Origin of the sequence: Horticoccus luteus (genome assembly GCF_019464535.1) — a bacterium.
In the GTDB taxonomy this organism is placed as follows: domain Bacteria; phylum Verrucomicrobiota; class Verrucomicrobiia; order Opitutales; family Opitutaceae; genus Horticoccus; species Horticoccus luteus.
The window spans coordinates 396,685-414,236 of record NZ_CP080507.1 but is presented as its reverse complement, the minus strand read 5'-3'; the positions used below and the strand labels follow the sequence as shown (position 1 = coordinate 414,236).

Annotated in this window: 14 protein-coding genes; 5 read left to right on the top strand and 9 right to left on the bottom strand. The window is 63.4% G+C overall.

From position 1 onward, the window contains the following. Nucleotides 1-58: 58 nt before the first annotated feature. From K0B96_RS01630 to K0B96_RS01620, 3 genes are all read right to left on the bottom strand, one after another. Nucleotides 59-301, bottom strand: coding sequence for a hypothetical protein (locus tag K0B96_RS01630; RefSeq protein WP_220163095.1), 243 nt, complete (start codon nucleotides 299-301; stop codon nucleotides 59-61). 144 nt (nucleotides 302-445) lie between these two features. Beyond that, nucleotides 446-1,288 (bottom strand): carbohydrate ABC transporter permease, encoded by an 843-nt coding sequence (locus tag K0B96_RS01625; protein ID WP_220163094.1) that lies wholly within the window; start codon nucleotides 1,286-1,288, stop codon nucleotides 446-448. Next, entirely contained in the window at nucleotides 1,285-2,232 is a 948-nt protein-coding gene (locus tag K0B96_RS01620; protein WP_255558799.1) for a carbohydrate ABC transporter permease, read from the bottom strand. Before K0B96_RS01620 ends, K0B96_RS01625 begins: the two co-directional genes overlap by 4 nt. Nucleotides 2,233-2,512: 280 nt before the next feature. Here K0B96_RS01620 and K0B96_RS01615 point away from each other — a divergent pair, with 280 nt between their 5' ends. Together K0B96_RS01615 and K0B96_RS01610 are read left to right on the top strand one after the other, a co-directional pair. Then, nucleotides 2,513-3,532 carry an ABC transporter ATP-binding protein gene (locus tag K0B96_RS01615; RefSeq protein ID WP_220163092.1) on the top strand — a complete coding sequence of 340 codons (1,020 nt, stop codon included), beginning with the start codon at nucleotides 2,513-2,515 and terminating at the stop codon, nucleotides 3,530-3,532. Further along, nucleotides 3,529-4,563: an ABC transporter ATP-binding protein gene (locus K0B96_RS01610; RefSeq protein ID WP_255558798.1), complete on the top strand. Its 1,035-nt coding sequence runs from the start codon at nucleotides 3,529-3,531 to the stop codon at nucleotides 4,561-4,563. The genes K0B96_RS01615 and K0B96_RS01610 overlap by 4 nt, the downstream gene beginning before the upstream one ends. A 157-nt stretch (nucleotides 4,564-4,720) precedes the next feature. On the opposite strand, the gene K0B96_RS01605 is transcribed toward K0B96_RS01610, so the two are convergent. Both K0B96_RS01605 and argF read right to left on the bottom strand, forming a co-directional pair. Next, on the bottom strand, nucleotides 4,721-5,947 hold the full coding sequence (locus tag K0B96_RS01605; RefSeq protein WP_220163090.1) for an argininosuccinate synthase: 1,227 nt from the start codon (nucleotides 5,945-5,947) through the stop codon (nucleotides 4,721-4,723). Between the two features lie 18 nt (nucleotides 5,948-5,965). Beyond that, the gene (gene argF / locus K0B96_RS01600; RefSeq protein ID WP_220163088.1) at nucleotides 5,966-6,910 is read right to left on the bottom strand and encodes an ornithine carbamoyltransferase; all 945 of its coding nucleotides are present in this window, start codon (nucleotides 6,908-6,910) and stop codon (nucleotides 5,966-5,968) included. A 252-nt stretch (nucleotides 6,911-7,162) separates the two neighbouring features. On the opposite strand from argF, the gene K0B96_RS01595 reads away from it, so the two are divergent. After that, a complete protein-coding gene (locus K0B96_RS01595) occupies nucleotides 7,163-9,322 on the top strand; it encodes a PEP-CTERM sorting domain-containing protein (RefSeq protein WP_220163079.1) in 2,160 nt (719 codons plus the stop codon). 23 nt (nucleotides 9,323-9,345) lie between these two features. On the opposite strand, the gene K0B96_RS01590 is transcribed toward K0B96_RS01595, so the two are convergent. Next, the gene (locus tag K0B96_RS01590; RefSeq protein ID WP_220163070.1) at nucleotides 9,346-10,923 is read right to left on the bottom strand and encodes an exosortase/archaeosortase family protein; all 1,578 of its coding nucleotides are present in this window, start codon (nucleotides 10,921-10,923) and stop codon (nucleotides 9,346-9,348) included. Between the two features lie 51 nt (nucleotides 10,924-10,974). After that, a complete protein-coding gene (locus tag K0B96_RS01585; RefSeq protein WP_220163069.1) occupies nucleotides 10,975-12,753 on the bottom strand; it encodes a tetratricopeptide repeat protein in 1,779 nt (592 codons plus the stop codon). 304 nt (nucleotides 12,754-13,057) lie between these two features. Here K0B96_RS01585 and K0B96_RS01580 point away from each other — a divergent pair, with 304 nt between their 5' ends. Then, nucleotides 13,058-13,804 (top strand): COG4705 family protein, encoded by a 747-nt coding sequence (locus tag K0B96_RS01580; protein ID WP_425602966.1) that lies wholly within the window; start codon nucleotides 13,058-13,060, stop codon nucleotides 13,802-13,804. Between the two features lie 16 nt (nucleotides 13,805-13,820). Here the strand turns inward: K0B96_RS01580 and K0B96_RS01575 are convergent, their stop codons facing one another. Both K0B96_RS01575 and argB read right to left on the bottom strand, forming a co-directional pair. Continuing rightward, the gene (locus tag K0B96_RS01575; RefSeq protein WP_220163065.1) at nucleotides 13,821-15,065 is read right to left on the bottom strand and encodes an aspartate aminotransferase family protein; all 1,245 of its coding nucleotides are present in this window, start codon (nucleotides 15,063-15,065) and stop codon (nucleotides 13,821-13,823) included. Nucleotides 15,066-15,104: 39 nt separating this feature from the next. Next, a complete protein-coding gene (gene argB, locus K0B96_RS01570) occupies nucleotides 15,105-15,986 on the bottom strand; it encodes an acetylglutamate kinase (RefSeq protein WP_220163063.1) in 882 nt (293 codons plus the stop codon). A gap of 248 nt (nucleotides 15,987-16,234) precedes the next feature. Between argB and K0B96_RS01565 the strand changes: the two genes are divergently transcribed. After that, entirely contained in the window at nucleotides 16,235-17,551 is a 1,317-nt protein-coding gene (locus K0B96_RS01565; RefSeq protein ID WP_220163061.1) for a bifunctional ornithine acetyltransferase/N-acetylglutamate synthase, read from the top strand. Nucleotide 17,552: the final 1 nt, after the last annotated feature.

Genomic DNA, 17,552 nt, shown 5'->3' with positions numbered 1-17,552 from the left:
TTTTTGATTCTCGTCGCCCACCGGGCAGGGCGCGAGGGCCCGTGGTCCCTCCGCACATTCAATTCGCCGGCTTCGCCTTGGCGGAGTAGAACGGGATGATCTGCTTGAGGTGGCCTTGCACAATCGCGCCGATCGTTTCGGGCGAGAGACTGTCCTTGTGAAGTTCGAAAACAGCGACGAGCAGCGCCACTTCGATGTCGGTTTTCTTGATGTTCACCGATTTCATCGCGGCGACGATCTCGAGCGCCTTTTTCTCGGCGATTTTGTAGGTTTTGAAATTCTCTTCGGCGGGCGTCACCATGACGATCAATGGGGTTGGGCCGCGGACCTTCGTCAAGCCGAGAGGCTCGCCGGCCATCGGGTGCCTGCGACGCCCGGCCGGCAACCGCATCCACGCCGGCCGCGACGACCCACGCCTTTATGCCGCGCGGCCGCCGGCTTCCGATCAGCCTTTGATGGCGCCTTGCGACAAACCGCGCACGAACAGGCGCATCGAAAACAGGAAGAGGATGATCAACGGCACCGCGGCGAGAAAGTAGGACGCCATGATCTGGCCCCACTGTTTCACGTATTCGCCGTCGAGATAGACCAGGCCGACCCCCAAGGTGAACAGCTGCTTGTCGCGCAGCACGATCAACGGCAGCAGGAAGTCGTTCCAGATGCCGAGAAAGGCGAGGATGCCGAGCGTGCCCAGAATCGGCGCGCACTGCGGCAGCACGACATGCAGCACCTGCTGCAGATGACCCGCGCCGTCGATTTCCGCCGCTTCAAACAAATCCTTGGGCAAATCCTCGATGAATCCGCGGAGCACAAAAATGTTAAACACCTGCCCACCCGCAACGCTGACGATGATCAGCGCCGACAACGTATTCAGCAGCGAGAGCTCCCGCAGGAGCGTGAACAACGGCACGATGTTCGCCACGCTCGGCAGGAGCATGAGCACGAGAAACGCATACCAAAGCAGACCCGACAACGGCATCCGCCGCCGCGCGAAGAAGTAAGACGCACAGACCGCGAACGCGAGCGTCGCGGCCGTCCCCGTGACGGCTACAAAGATGGTGTTGGCGATATACGGGAGGATGAGTTTCACCGCGAACACCCAGTTTTCCCAATGCCAGAACGTGGGATTCGTCGGCAGCCACGGGTTGCGGATGAAAGTGGCGTTGTCCTTGAAGCTCACCTGAAACATCATGTAGAGCGGGAACAGCTCGATGCTCAGAAACGCGAGGATGATCAGGTGCTTGGGCCAGTCGCGGCGCCCGCGAATGCTGAAGACGGCGGATTTCATCGTTCGGCGCGCACGAAGCGGTTGTTCAGGGACGTTAGCACAAGGATGAAGACGAAGAGCACCATGCCGACGGCGCAGGCATAACCGAATTCGCCGGCGAGAAACGCGCGGTTATACATCCACAAGCCTGGCACCATGCCACGACCGCCGGGACCACCGTTGGTATCGAGCAGCAGCAATTGCAGACCGTAGCCTTGGAGCGTGCCGATGATGAGCAGCGCGAGCGTCAGGCGGATTTGCGTCAGAATGAGCGGCAGCTCGATGTAGAAAAACTTCCCAAACGGGCCGATGCCCTCGAGCTCCGCCGCCTCGTAAACCTCATGGCCGATCGATTGCAGGCCCGCGAGGTAGATCAGCACGCCGACCGCGCCGATCCACGGGAAGCCCCAGATGAACAACGCCGGCAAAATCAATTCCGGCTGCGCCAGCCATCCGATCGGCACGCCCGTGAAAAACACGTTCCAATGAAAGACGTGGTCGAGCCACACCAGCGCCGTCTTGCCGCCGATGATGTCCAGCACGCGGTTGAGCACGCCGAGGTTCGGATCGAAGAAGAACTTCCAGATGAACAGCGTGACGAGTTGCGGCACGACCATCGGAATCACCAGCAGCACCCGGTAGATGTATTGCCAGCGATCGCTGCGCAAACGGTGGATGAGCACCGCGAGCAGGATCGACGGCATCATCTTGAAGAAATTGAAAATCATCAGCGCAAACACCGTGCCAAACGACTGCCAGAGCACCGGATCGCGCCACGCGCGCAAGAAGTTGGCGCCGCCTACGAATTGCTGCAAATCCCCGCCATTCCATTCGAAGAAACTGTGATAGACCGCGCTGAGCGCCGGGAAATAGGCGAAGACCATCACCATCGCAAGCGAGGGCAGCACGAAGCCGTAAAGCTTCCACTCTTTGAACGATTTCTTCAGGCGGTTGGGGGCGACCACGCGCGCCAAGTTGGCGAGAGGCGCGCCTACAATAAAGCCCTTTTCGCGAAAAATCGCTGTCGCCGAAAAATCGTTACCGTGAGCGCGCGAGGAATCGTCCGCGCCGCGCGTTTTCCACGGAAGAAAGACGCCTTCCTCCCTCGGGGAAGCCGGCTTCCGGCGAGGCCTCACGCAGTCGCTTTCAACTCTTCGCCGCACAAGTCTTGCAGCCGCGTTCCACCCCCACCTACGTTCTCGGCGCTTCGTCGGTTCCCGCCGGACAGCCCTATCGCCCCCCTTGATGTCCACCACCCTTCCCTCTCCCAACGTGCTCGAAGTCGTTGGCCTGCGCACGCACTTCGAAACGGAGGACGGATCGTTGCCCGCAGTGAACGGCGTCAACTTCAGCATCCCGCGCGGACGCACGCTCGCGCTCGTCGGTGAATCCGGCTGCGGCAAAAGCGTGACCAGCTATTCCATTCTGCGCCTCATCCAGCCGCCCGGCCGCATCGTGGGCGGTAAAATCCTGCTGCATTCCGCTCGCGCCGGCGAAATCGACATCGCGGCGTTGAACGAAAAATCTCCGCTGCTCTACCGCGTGCGCGGCGGCCTCGTGAGCATGATTTTCCAAGAGCCGATGACGGCACTTTCCCCGGTCCATACCGTCGGCGATCAAATTTCCGAGGCGATCCTGCTGCATCACGACGTCTCGAAAGCCGAAGCCCGCACGCGCGGGATCGAAATGTTGCGCAAGGTCGGCGTGTCCGCACCCGATCGCCGGTACGACCAGTATCCGCACGAGATGTCCGGCGGCATGCGCCAGCGTGTCGTCATCGCGATGGCGCTCGTCTGCCGCCCCGAATTACTTATCGCCGACGAGCCCACGACCGCCCTCGACGTCACCATCCAGGCCCAGATTCTCGGGCTGATCAAAACGTTGCAGCAGGAGATCGGCTGCTCGGTGCTCCTGATCACGCACGATCTCGGCGTCGTCGCGCAAACGGCGGACGAAGTCGCGGTGATGTATCTCGGCCGCATCGTTGAACACGGCCCGGTGCGCGCAGTGCTCAAGCATCCGCGCCATCCCTACACCCAAGGGATGCTCAAATCCATTCCCTCGCTCAATCGCGGTGCGCGGCTGGCTTCGATTCCCGGCACCGTGCCGTCCTTGACGGCGATTCCACGCGGCTGTCCGTTTCATCCGCGTTGTGCGCACGCCGTCAGCGGGCGTTGCGATGTGGGTGCGCCGCCGCCGCTGCATTCGGTCGGAGAAACGCATACCGTCGCCTGTGTGCGCGCCGAGGAGATCTCCGCCCCGTGAACAACGTCTCGTCCTCGCCGCTCCTTTCGGTGCGCGGCCTCTGCAAACACTTCCCGCTTCAAGCCGGTGGCATGATGCGCAAGCGCACGGTCAGCGTGATCCGCGCCGTCGACGATGTGACCTTCGACCTGCAACCCGGCGAGACGCTCGGACTCGTCGGCGAATCTGGGTCGGGCAAAACCACCACGGCGCGTTGCATCCTGCGGGCCCTCGCTCCGTCCGCCGGCTCCGTGCTGTTTCGGCAGGCGAACGGTACGACCGTCGATCTCGCCGCGGTCTCGGAGAACGCCCTGAAGCCGTTGCGGCCGCACATGCAGATGGTTTTTCAGGATCCGTTTTCCTCGCTCAACCCGCGCATGACCGTCGGCCAGATCGTGTCCGAACCGCTCGTGATCCACGGCCTCGGCACGCGCCGCGAACGCGAGGAACGCGTCGCTGACATCCTGCGCAAAGTCGGCCTCAAACCCGAGCACCGCATGCGTTACCCGCACGCTTTTTCCGGCGGCCAGCGCCAGCGCATCGGCATCGCGCGCGCCCTCGTGATGCGACCCTCCCTCGTCGTCGCCGACGAAGCGGTGTCGGCGCTCGACGTCTCTGTGCAGGCGCAGGTGCTCAACCTGCTCAAGGACCTGCAGGGCGAGTTTCAACTCACCTACCTTTTCGTCGCGCACAACCTCGATGTCGTACGCCATTTCTGCGACCGCGTCGCTGTGATGTATGCCGGCCGCATCGTGGAACTCGCCCCGACCGACGCGCTGTTTCGCGACCCGCAACACCCGTATACGCGCGCGTTGCTGAGCGCGGTGCCTTGGCCCGATCCCGATGTAAAAATGCACTTCGAGGCCCCGGGCGAAGTCGCCGACCCGAGCCGGCTGCCGTCCGGTTGCGCGTTTCATCCGCGTTGCCCCCATTGCTTCGAGCCGTGCCCTGCCGTGCGACCGGATTTGCGCGTCACGGCCCCGGGCCGTTCTGCCGCGTGCCACCTGCACGATCCGGCCTTTGCCTCCTCCGCGGCCGCGAAAATTCAATAGCGCTTCGCCACCGCGGCTGCGCCACGGATTAGCTCTCGGCAGCTTCCTTCCCGCGCGCACAAAAAAGCGCAACGCCCTCATGAGCGTTGCGCGGTAAACTTGCCTCCAAGAGCGTGCGCCGCGATGGAGCGGACAAACTCCGTGAGCGGAACTCGACTCAGACTTTCGGGCCGCCTTGCGCGATGTTGCGCGCCCGCAGCCGCAAGCCGTTGAGACGAATGAAGCCCGTCGCGTCGGTCTGGTTATACCAGCTCTTCACCCCCTCCATCGACGCGATGTTCATGTCGTAGAGCGAGTATTTCGACTTCCGTCCGCACGTGATGACGTTGCCCTTGTAAAGCTTCAGGCGCACCGTGCCGGTGACGAATTTCTGCGACTCGTCGATCAACGCCTGCAACGCCTCGCGCTCGGGGGCGAACCAGAAGCCGTAGTAGACGAGCTCGGCGTATTTCGGGATGAGCGAATCGCGCAGATGCATGACCTCGCGGTCCATCGTCAACGACTCCACCTGCCGGTGTCCGTGCATGAGGATCGTGCCGCCCGGAGTCTCATAAACGCCGCGCGACTTCATGCCGACGAACCGGTTCTCGACGAGATCAACGCGGCCGACGCCGTGTTTGCCGCCCAGCTTGTTCAACGTTTTCAACACGCCGGCCGGTGTCAGCTTCTTGCCGTTCACCGCCACGCAGTCGCCCTTCACAAAATCCAGCTCCACGTATTCGGCCTTGTCCGGCGCGTCCTCGGGCGAAACGGAAAGTTTGAACATCCCCCGATGCTCCGGCGTCGTCGGATCGAACCACGGATCCTCGAGAATTCCCGCCTCGTAAGAGATGTGCAGGAGATTGCGGTCCATCGAATACGGCTTCTTGAGCGAGGCCTCGACGGGGATCTTGTGCGCCTCGCAATACGCGATCATCTCCGCGCGGCCGGGAAACTGGTCGCGGTATTTCTCAATCTTCCACGGCGCGATGATCTGAAGATTCGGCGCGAGCGCCATGTAGGTCAGCTCGAAGCGGCATTGGTCGTTGCCCTTGCCGGTGGCCCCGTGGGCGACCGTGTCGGCCTTTTCCTTTTTCGCGATGTCGATCTGCGCCTTCGCGATGAGCGGACGCGCAATCGACGTGCCGAGGTAATACTGCCCCTCGTAAATCGCGTTGGCGCGGATCATCGGGTAGATGAAGTCGCGCGCAAATTCCTCGACGAGGTTGAGCGTGTAGTGCTTCGAGGCGCCCGTCTTCTTCGCCTTGGCCGAGAGGCCTTTCAACTCCTCCTCCTGCCCGATATCGGCGGCGAACGTGACGATTTCGGCGTCATAGGTTTCGCGCAGCCACTTGACGATGACGGACGTGTCGAGTCCGCCCGAGTAAGCGAGGACGATTTTCATGATGAGGGAAACGTGGGTTTAACGCGCCGCTTTCGCGAGCACGGCCATGATGGCTTTCTGGGTGTGGAGCCGGTTTTCGGCTTCGTCGAAAATCACACAGCGCGGGTGATCGAGCACCGCCTGCGCCACTTCCTCGCCGGCGTGCGCGGGCAGGCAGTGCATGAACAACGCGTCCGGCTTCGCCGCCGCAAAAAGCTTTTCGGTCACCGCATACCGCTCCATCAGCTTCGCCCGCGCGTTGCTCTCGTCCTCCTGGCCCATGCTCGCCCAGACATCCGTGTAAACAATGTCGGCGTCCGCCACGGCTTCGTAGGCATCCGTGGTAAAATGGAAGTCGATGGGCCGCCCTTCCGCGCGCAGCAGCCCGCGAATCGCTTCTCCCGGCGCATAGTCCGCCGGCCCGCCGAGCGACAACTTCATGTCGAACAGACTCGCCCCCAGGATCCACGAATTGGCCATGTTAAACGCCGTGTCGCCCAGATAGGCGATTTTCCGCCCCCGCAGCGACTCCAGCAAATCCCCGCCCGGCCCCGCCCAACGTTCCGCCGCCGTAAACGCATCCGTGTAAATCTGGCAGGGATGTAGGAAATCCGTCAGGGCATTGATCACCGGAATCGTGCCGCTCGCCGCCAGCCGCTCCAGATCCGCGTGGTCGTAGGTGCGCACGACCAGGCCGTGGATGAAACGCGACAGCACCCGCGCCGTGTCCTCGATCGTCTCGCCGCGCCCGAGCTGGATGTCGCTCTTGTTGAGAAAAAGCGGATGGCCGCCGAGTTCGTGGATGCCGACGTCGAACGAAACCCGCGTGCGGGTGGACGACTTCGAAAAGATCATTGCCCACGTCTGTCCCGCCAGCACCGAAGACAGACGCTGACCGCGGTTCTGCTTAAACTCGCGGGCCAGCGTCAGGACCTCGGCCGCCTGGGCGCGGCTGAAGTCGGTCTCCTTCAGAAAGTGCTTCATCGTTGGAAAAACGGGGAGTCGTAAAGCGTGCCCGCCAGTCGGACGAGGGAAAAATGCACCGCCTCTCCCCTCTTCTTCCCGCCTGTCCCAAGCAGGCACGCCTCCCTCCACCTCGTCGACTCCTGCTTTATAAGCCCTTGCAAGGAGGCGCTGCGCATGTGCGCACACTTATGTTCCGGCGATTTCCGAAAAAAATCTTGCAGATGTAGGGTTATCACCCTAACCCATCGCCCCGTCGCCCACTCCATGAATATGCGCTCTTTACCCTATATTGTCGCGTCCACTCTCACCTTGATGAGCGTTGCCGTCCTCCGCGCCACCCCCGCCGTCTCGGCGACAACCAGCGGTAACTGGACGAGTTCGGGCACGTGGGATAATGGCGTCCCGACCAACACCTCCAACGTGGTCATTCAGGACTTCAACATCGCTTTCAACGTCGGCTCAACCACCACCGTCCACGATCTCTCTTTGCTTGCCATCAGCAGCGGTGCCTCGCTGACCGACGTCGCCACCAATCGCACTCTCAATCTTGGCGGCACGCTCACGCTCACCGGCACCAGCCTCAGCAATGCCGCATCGCTGCAGGTCAACACCGTCAACATTCAGGCCGGCGGCAATCTGACGATGAACGCGTTCAGCAGCTTCACCGCAAACGGCTCCGTCACCGTCGCCGCTGGAGCTACCGCCAACCTCAACAATGGCGCCACCCTCGCGCGCACGTTTTACAACAACGGCACCACGACGCAAACCGGCACGGTGACGCTCTCCGGCGCCACGACGAACAATAACAATGGCGCCATCTATTATGTTTCCGGCACGAGCGAGCTGAACACCGGTTCTTTGTTTAACAAGAGCGGCGCGCTCCTCACCAAAATTGGCGGCGGCACATCCGATATTAAGGTGGGCGTCACAAACCAAAGCGGCGGCACCATCCGCGTCGACGATGGCATCCTCCAGCTCAACTCCAACGTCAGCAACTCCGGCGCCATCACGGTAACGAACACCCAGACAGGCAATCAGCTCAACACCCTTCTCGCCACCGTCACCAACAAATCCGGGGGCGCGATCACCGTGCAAAGTGGCGCCAACTGGACAAACGATGCCGAGTTCGTTGCTCAGGCCGGCTCCACGATTTCAAATGCCGGGGAGATCAAATTCAACAGCGGCAACGCCACCTTCGAAGGCACCACTGGCATCTCCGGCGGTGGAGTGACCTCCTTCCAAGCCAACTCACATGTCGCCTTCAACGGCACGAACTCTATCGACAATACCGTCACGTTTCTCGGCGAAGTCGGTGGCTTCAACAGCTCCGGCGGCACCGTGAACGTCAACGGCGCCGCGACGTGGGACGGCAGTGCGACCAACACGAGCACCGACACCACGGTCAATTTTAACAACAACCTCGCGATCAAAGGCCATTACGACGCGTCCAACGCCAGCAACTCCAATACTTACGCCAACGCCACGACCACGCTCGACGCCAACAAGAACGTCATCACGAACTCGACGAGCGGTTTTACGAATACCTCCACGGGCACGTTCAACATGGCCCACGACGGCAGCGGCATCACCGGCCCGGGCACGTTCACCAACGACGGCCAGTTCAACAAGACCTCCGCCGGCACCAACACCCTCGACGAAGTCGCCTTCGTCAACACCGGCAACGTCGCCGTGACCTCCGGCGTGCTCCAAGCCACTAACGGTGCCACCTACGCTCAGTCGAGCGGCAATACCGACATCGCCGCGGGCGCCACCCTCGGCGGCGCCACCGCCACCTTTAGCGGCGGCAGCTTGAGCGGCAACGGCACACTCACCACCGACGGCGGCGCGTTCTTCAACTCCGGCTCCACCATCACTCCCGGCACGACCGGCGGCGCGGATATCGGCACGCTCAATTTCGGCAGCGACGTCTGGGTCAGTTCCGGCGCGAACTACGCGATCCAGTTGCTCAGCACCGGTGGCGTCGCCGGCACGGATAACGACACCTTGAACATCTCCGGCAGCCTGCAACTGCCTTCGGACGGCTTTAATCTTACCATCAACTCTATCGGCACCGGGGGCCTGATCGATGGTTTCACCGACTCCGGCAACTACAACTGGACCATCGCGAGCGCCGTCGGTGGTATTGTCGGCTTTGTCGATGGCACCTACGCCATTGGCGGCACGAGCTTCAACCTCGGCGGCTTCAATCTCGATCTCTCCGGCATTGGCAACATCGCCAACTACAGTGGCACGTGGAGCCTCATCAACGACGGCACCAACCTGATCCTCAATTACGCCAGTTTTGCTCCCGTGCCGGAGCCGTCGACTTACGCGATGATTGGCGCCGGCGTCTGCGGCCTGCTCCTCGTCCTTCGCCACCGTCAGCGCGCCCGCCTCGCGGCAAACTCCGCGCTGCTCGCGGCGGAATAACCACGACCGACGCCGGGCGATTTTTAATTCGCCGGCACCGCGCGCACCGTAATGATCGCCGGCAACTCGCGCTCCAACGCGCGGTCCGCCGCCCGATCGTCGCGCGCGCCCCACACGGCGAGACCGATCACCATTGCTTGAAAGTTGCGCCGCGCCCGCCGCACGTCCTGCCATTGCTGCGCCAACCAGCTCGTCGGCCCATCGCTCCCCGTGCGCGTCGCAAACGATTCTCCCGCGCGCACGTCCCATTGCAGATAATAAACGCGCATTGGCCCGCGCTCGCTGCTGAAAACATACGCTTGGAACGGCAGTGCGACTCCCCCGACGGTCAGCGGCACGATGCCTCGCGCGCGTTCGAGCGCCTTGCCGCTCATCGGCAGGCATACCGTCGGATTGTGCAGCGCCGTGGCGAAACGCGCGCTCTGACCGCTCCACCACTCCAGCACGTAACCAGCCCGGGCGTGTCCGTCGCGGGTATTCCAGTGCCCGACTTCATGCGCGTCGCACAACAGTAACGCCTGCATCGTTGCGTCGAACGGATCTTCCTGAAACCCCTCCGCGTCCGCCGGAAGATTCGCTGTCAACTGCATCACTGCATCAGCCGCAAGGTCGCCGCGCGCATACCACGCCTGCGTGCCACCCTCGATGACGCTGCATGCCGCGATGGCCACCCACGCCATTTGTGTCGAGCGGCGCCCCCGCCATGCTGCCGGTGCCTGGACACGGCGGGTCCGCACCGCGACCTTGCCCGCATATTTGCGCCACCACCAGCCGACCGCCACCAGTCCGCCCAGGCAAACCACCAGCAACGCATAACCCGCCGGGTCGTGCCACTCCGCTACCGCGGTCGGACCATGCACCGCGCTTTCCCACGCCAGAAACAGCGTGCGGGCGCCATTGCTCCCGAGCGCCAGTCCCACGCCTATCCCCAGGATCGCCAGCCGCCGCCGCCACGCGAAGCGGTTCAATTCTCCTAAAAACAGCGCCACCATGATCGCCGCCTGCAACGAGCGGATTCCGCTGCATGCTTCCTCCACACCGATGAAACCGTGCCCCACTTCGATCACCGTGCCATGCGCGATCGCGGGATAGCCGAGCAAGTTCACCGCTTGCGCCACCGCCCCTGCGAGCGTCTCCCGCAACGGCGCGATCAGGTGCGTATTGAGTACGGCCGGCCACGGGAGCGCCGTCGCAATAAACGCCGCCGGAAACGCGAAGTGCCGCGCCGTTCGCCCGCCTCGCTGACACGCCAGCAACAACAACGTCACTGCCACCAGCGCCCCGGTGAACAGCCACAGCATCATCGGCCATGCGGGAAATGGTTCGAGCAACAGCCGCGTAAATCCCAACACCAAGAGCGTCCCCGCCAGCGCCGCCCACCACCATCCGCTCGTCCGTGTTTCGCTGGCGTCCGGCCGGTCCGGCCACCGTTCCCACAGCAAAAACGCCGCCAGCACCGGCACCGCCCACCCGAACGCGTAATCCGGCACGTGCGACCAAACCATTTGCAATCGCCACACGCCGCCCACCCACAGCAAGACCAGCGCGCCAAGCAGCACGATGCTAGCGGTGGGCCACCGAAGGCCCGGCGTTGCCGTCATCCCGCGTGTGGCTGACCCAGTCGCCCTCCGCTCGGTCGTCATTCGCCGGTGCTAGGATTTTCGCGTCGCCGCTGGCTTCATTGGTTTCGGCGCTCCCGACACCAGCGCTTGGGCCGTCACCAGTAAATCGCGTTCTTCCGGCAGCAAATCCGCCTTCGCGGCCAATTTCAGATAACCATCGGCCCGCGCGAGCTGCCCATCCGCCGCGAGCATCAACCCGAAATACAACGCCCGGCCCGGCACGTTGAGATCACTCGGCGATAGTCGCTCCATCAAATCCAACGCTGCCTTCAGCTGGTTTCGTTGATAAAGCGCATATGCCTGCGCGGTCACGAAAAAGGGATTATTCGGTTCCGCCGCCGCCAGTTCTTTCGCCGCGTCACTCGCTTTCGTCTCCGCCGTGCCCGGCTCGGTGAGCAACATCAACATCGCCCAGTCGCCGGTGACCTTTTGGTTGTTCGGCTGGTTCACGTGCCACAACGAATAAGCCTTCTTCAACGCCTCCGTGTCTTTGCGCGCATACGCCGACGACACGAGGCTCGCGAGGGTCCACGATTCATTGGGGAACCCCCGCGCGAACACATACAACGTGTCCTCCTCCTCCTGCGCCCAATGCCAATAGATCGTCAGCCGGAGTAGCACGCGCAGTGCGACCGGATCCGCCTTGGCGAGCGTGAGCGCCTCCTGCCAGACTCCCTGCCGCAGCTCGTTGCGCTGGCGGTCCGCCAACGTGCGAGCCGACAGCGCGAGCCGGATAATCTCCGGCGAAACCTCGCCCCACGCGCCTTGCTGCAACAATTCACCCAGCGCCGTCCAGTCTTTCAAAACCACCAGCACATCCGCTTCGGCCGATTTGACCCGTGCATCCTGCCGGATCGCGCTCGGTAATCCCCGCAACCACCGGCGCGCCTCGTCCGCTCGCCCTTGCACGTTCAACCAATTGGCAAACTGCGCCGCTTCCTCCGCGGAACGCGCCGCGCGCGCCCCGAGCGCCTGTTCGGCCGCCACGAGCGTGGCGTTATCTTTCGCCGCCAGCCGCAGCAGATTGATCCGGAAAAGTTGATCATCGAAGGTGGCCGTAGGGAGAGCGACCAGTCGGCTGCCCCACTCCAGCGCCTCCTCCGGCTGACGTCGCGCCGCCGCATCGCGCGCCAACTCGCGCAAGGCGCCCGCTTGGTAAGGGCCGGCCTTGGCCGCTATCCGGGTCAACTGTTCTTTGGCCTCATCCGCGATCGAGCGGTTCGCGTGCCGCATGCGCAGCACCGCCCGATTGAATTTCATCTGCTCATTGTCCGGCTCCAACGCCAGCAACTGATCAAGATACCCCTCCGCGACATCGCTGCGCTTGAGCGAAAAATTTACGGCCGTTGCGAGCTTGAGAAAGTCCGGCATCCCCCGCTCGGCAGGAGAAAAATTAGCCAGCCCGCTTTCCGCGACGATCAGATCGTTGAACCGCAACGCCGTCGCCACCAACGCCAGCCGGTCCTTCAACGGTGCCGAGTGGCCGTTGGCCACCTGCTGCCGCACCCGCACCGCCTGATTCGAACCCGCGCTCTCCAATACATCGGCCGCCATCCGCAGCGCCGCCCGGTCCCCCGGGTTCGCCTGCGCGGCCACCTGCAACGCGAGGAACGCATTGCCCAAATCCTTCTGCGCAATAAAACCCTGCGCTTGGGTCAGCGCCCGATGCGCCCGCCACCGCGCCAGCACCCGCGTCACCGGTTCACGCAACAAAATCACCGCGGCGATTACGACCACGCCAATGGCCGCGGCGATGATGCGACGACGGCGACGATGATGGGACCGGCGGCGGACAAACGTGACTTGCATGGAGATCGCCATTAACTGAGCCCGAGCTCGGACGCGATGCGAGCCGAATTCCGGCGGGTCGTGTTGGAGCCCCTTTTCACCGCCGCGCCGACCCGCACCTCGTCCCCCGTCCGCCGCTCCATCCCATGCGCCTCTGTTTCAACGACCGGTGTCCGCCACCCACCCGGAGCCGCCCCTCAAGTCCGCTTCCGCCTCGCTCCCGCCTTCGAACTCTCCCAGTCTGAACTCACCTCCCGCCCGCGCAGTCAGTCCTTCTCCTCCTCCGATGACCACTCTTCCCCGCCCATCGCCGCTTGCGAACCTCGTGAGCAAGGTGCCGCAGATCACCCTGGGATTCTGGCTCATCAAAATCCTCGCGACCACGGTCGGCGAAACCGGCGGCGATGCGTTCTCAATGACCCTGCAACTCGGTTACGCCGTGAGCAGCCTCATCTTTCTCGCTTTTTTCGCCGTCACGCTCACCGCACAGGTTTCGGCGCGTCGTTACCACCCCGCGTTCTACTGGGCGGTCGTCGTGGCCACGACCACGGTGGGCACGACGATGTCGGATTACATGGATCGCACGCTCGGGCTCGGTTACGTGAAGTCCTCGCTGCTGCTGCTGACGGTCGTCCTCGTGTTGCTGTTCATCTGGCATCGCAGCGTCGGCCGAATCGAATTTGAACGCATCACCACGCGCAAAGAGGAGATATTTTATTGGGTGACCATCCTCGCCTCCAACACGCTGGGCACCGCCTTGGGTGATTTCGTCGCGAGCGATACGGGACTCGGCTTCGAGCGCGGTGCGCTGGTCTTCGGCGGACTGATCGCGCTCGTCGCGATCGCCCATTTCACCCTGAAAAAAATCCCTGCCGCGGTGCTCTTTTGGGCCGCTTACATTCTCACGCGCCCGCTCGGCGCCACCCTCGGCGACACGCTCACGAAGTCCCACGACGAAGGCGGCCTCGGCCTCGGCCGCATCGTTTCCTCCCTCACGATTCTGGCGTGCATGGTGATCGGGATCCTGTGGCAGGTGCGCCGCCACCGATCGGCGCCCGCCGCCCAAGGTTAACGCCCGCCGCCGCGGCTCACGCCTTCGCCACCGGCACAGCGATCGCACCGCTGGCCAGCACGCCGCGGAAAATCTCCACGCACCGCGCCAGCTCCGCCGCAGTCGCGTTCAACGGCGGCAGCAGCCGCATGACATTGCCCCCTGCCGACGGCACCAACAACCCGTGCTCGCGCAGTGCCGCCACATACGGGCCCGGGTCCGACGTCAGTTGCACGCCCACTAGAAATCCGCTCGCGCGCACGCCGCTGAGGTGCGCGGGAAAGTCCGCCGCCATTTTCCGCAACGCCGCATGCCACGGGCCGCTCTCGCGAGTCACGTGCGCCAGCAGCTTTTCCTTCTCGATCACGTCGAGCACCGCGAGCGCCGCCGCGCATGCCAGCGGCGTGCCGCCAAACGTCGTGCCGTGCATGCCCGGGTGAAAAAGATCCGCCGCGTTTTCGCGCACCCACATTGCTCCGATCGGAAAACCGCCGCCCAAGCCCTTCGCCATGCCGATTGCGTCGGGATGAATTCCCGCCTGCTCAAACGCGTAAAACGTGCCGGTGCGTCCGATCCCGCATTGCACCTCGTCGAGCATCAACAACAGGTTGTGCTGGTCGCACAGCCGCCGCAGCCCGATGAGAAATTCGCTCGTGCACGCATGCACGCCGCCCTCGCCCTGGATTGTCTCGACGAAGATCGCCGCCGTGTCGGCATCGATCAACTCGGCGAAACTCTGGAGGTTGTTGAGTTCGCCAAACACAAAGCCCGGCACCAGCGGCCGAAAGCCTTTCTGAATCTTCTCCTGCGGAGTGGCGCTCATCCCGCCGAACGTGCGGCCGTGAAACGCGCTCTTCGCGCAAATCACTTTGTAACACTGCCCCTCCACGCCGCCGGCCTTTTGCATGCCGTGCAACCGCGCGAGCTTGATCAGCGCTTCGTTCGCCTCCGTGCCGCTGTTGCAGAAAAACACCCGACCCGGCCCCGCGTAGCCAATCAGCCGCCGCGCGAGTTCCGCTTGGTTCGGATTGCGAAACAGGTTGCTCGTGTGAATGAGCTCGCCGGCCTGCCGCTGCACCGCTGCGACCCAGTGCGGGTGACAATGCCCGAGCGCACTCACCGCGATTCCAGATGTGAAATCGAGGTAGCTCTTACCCTGGTCATCCCACACTTGCGCCCCTCGTCCGCGGACGAGCGTCACGGCAGCGCGGGCGTAGTTCTTTAACACGTGCGCGTCGTAAAGCGCGGCGGTGCTGGTGCGGACGATGGTCTGGTCGTTCATCTGAAAAACAGCCTCCGACCCTGCGGCCGGCGGCAAGGTTCAACCCTGCACGATTTCCGTGCCGATGCCCTTGTCGGTGAAAATTTCCAGCAGCAGCGAATGCGACAAACGTCCGTCGATGAAGTGCACGCGTTGCACGCCTTCCTCCAGTGCGCGGACGGCGCTCGCCACTTTCGGGCGCATACCCTTGTCGATCACGCCCTTCTTTTTCAGCTCTTCCACCTGGCTGATCTTCAACGTGGAAATCAGCGACGCCGCGTCGGCCGGGTTCGCCAGCAAGCCTGGCACATCGCTCATGTAAACGAGCCGCCGCGCCCGCAGCGCGCTCGCCACCCGCCCGGCCACGAGGTCGGCATTCACGTTGTAAGGTTTCCCATCATAGCCCTCCGCGACCGGCGAAATCACGGGGACAAAGCCGTCCGCAATTTCCTTTTTGATCAGCTTCACCTTCACCTCCGTCACGTCGCCCACGTATCCGAGATCGATCGCGTTGCCCTCGTCATCGAGGACCAGCTTCTCGCACACCAGCACCGTGTCGCCAGGCAAGCCCTTCGGCTTCGCGTTCGCGGAGCTCATCGCTTCGCACACGTCGCGGTTGACGATTTCGTCGAGGGTCTTTTTCACGACGGCCACCGTTGCCTCGTCGGTCACGCGCAGGCCGTTCACGAAATTCGCCTTCAATCCCGATGCCTCCATCGCGCGCGTGATCGCCTTGCCCCCGCCGTGCACCACGACGACGTTGATGCCGCAGGCGGCGAAAAACGCGATGTCCGCCGCCACGCGCGTGCGCATCGTCGGGTCGGGATCGTCCATGAAACTCCCGCCGTATTTCACGACGAAAGTGGAACCACGAAAATCCTGGATGTAAGGCAGGGCCTCGAGCAGGACCTCCGCCTTGGCGGTGACTTCAGCGACGTTCATCAGCGTTCAGTGGCTCGCGGAAATTCGCCGCGCAGCGGAAGGGGGCACAGAGGAAGCGTTCACATTTAATAGACGAAACAGCAGACGGAATAACGCACACTCGCCGCGCTTTTCCATAAAAATATCGGCCTCGGGTGCAATTCGTCGCGCCCCGCCGCTCGCGCCTCGCTGTCCGCGCGCGCGCCGCCGGCCCGCACCCGCTGCGGATTCAGCTTCACTCGCCGCCTCCGCCCCGCCACTTCTCCCGCGTGGCTAGCACACAATTGGAATTCTCTTCCCGCGCGGACCATCGCGCCTGGCTCGCGGCCCAAGCCGCCCTGCCCCTCGGTTTTCGCGTCGGCACGAGCCGCTTCGAGTTCGTCCCGCGCGAGGCGCCCAAACCCGCCCGGATGACGCTCACGCTCATCGCCCTCGACGAGCCCACGACGGATTTCGCCGCCGTGTTCACGCGCAACGCCTTCCCTGGCGCACCCATCGTCGTCGGCCGCGCGCGCCTCTCCTCACCCGAGCTCGGCGCGATCATCGTAAACAACAAAATCTCCAACGTCTGCGCGCCCGGCGGCGTCGACGCCGCGGAGCGCATCTGCGCCGCCACCGCGCAGCTCCTCGGCCGGAAATCCACCGAGGTTCTCCCCAGCTCCACCGGCGTCATCGGTTGGACGTTGCCCGTCGACGCAATCCTCGCGGCCCTTCCCGCCACCCACGCCGCCTTGACCGCCACCTCCATTCTGCCCGCCGCCGAAGGCATCGTCACCACGGACCTTTATCCGAAAATTCGCTGCGCCGAAGTGAGCGGCGGTCGCATCGTGGGCATCGCGAAAGGCGCCGGCATGATCGAGCCGAATCTCGCCACCATGCTCGTCTACATCCTCACCGACGTCGCGGTGCCGCGCGCCGAATTGCGCGCCATGCTCACCCGCGTCGTCCAACCGAGCTTCAACGCCATCAGCATCGACAGCGACACCAGCACCTCCGACACCGTGGCCCTCGTCTCCTCTGGCCGCATCCCCTGTGCAGACCTCGCCGCCTTTGAACGTGCCCTCCGCACCGTCTGCTGCGATCTCGCCGAGGACGTCGTGCGCAACGGCGAAGGCGTGCGCCACGTCATCCGCGTCCACGTCAAAAACGCCGTCACGTCTTCACTCGCCTTCGCACTCGGCAAAGCCGTGATCAACGCCCCCCTCTTCAAATGTGCCGTCGCCGGCAACGATGCCAACGTCGGGCGCCTCGTGCAGGCGATCGGCAAATACGTCGGCGCCCACGCCCCCGACACCGACCTTCAGCGCCTGCGCATGTGGCTGGGAGGCATCGAGATTTTTGCCGGCGGTGTCTTCCAGCTCGACCGCACCAAAGAAGCCGCGCTCGCGGCGCATCTGCAGCACGCTGAACTCTACACCAGCGCTCCGCCGCAAAATGGCGTGTTCGCCCCGGCGGTGGATTTCCCTCCGCACGAACGTTGCGTCGAGATCGTGATCGATCTCGGCTCCGGCTCCGCAGAAGCCACTGTCTTCGGCGGCGATCTCACGCACGAATACGTCAGCGAAAACGCCGATTACCGCAGCTGAC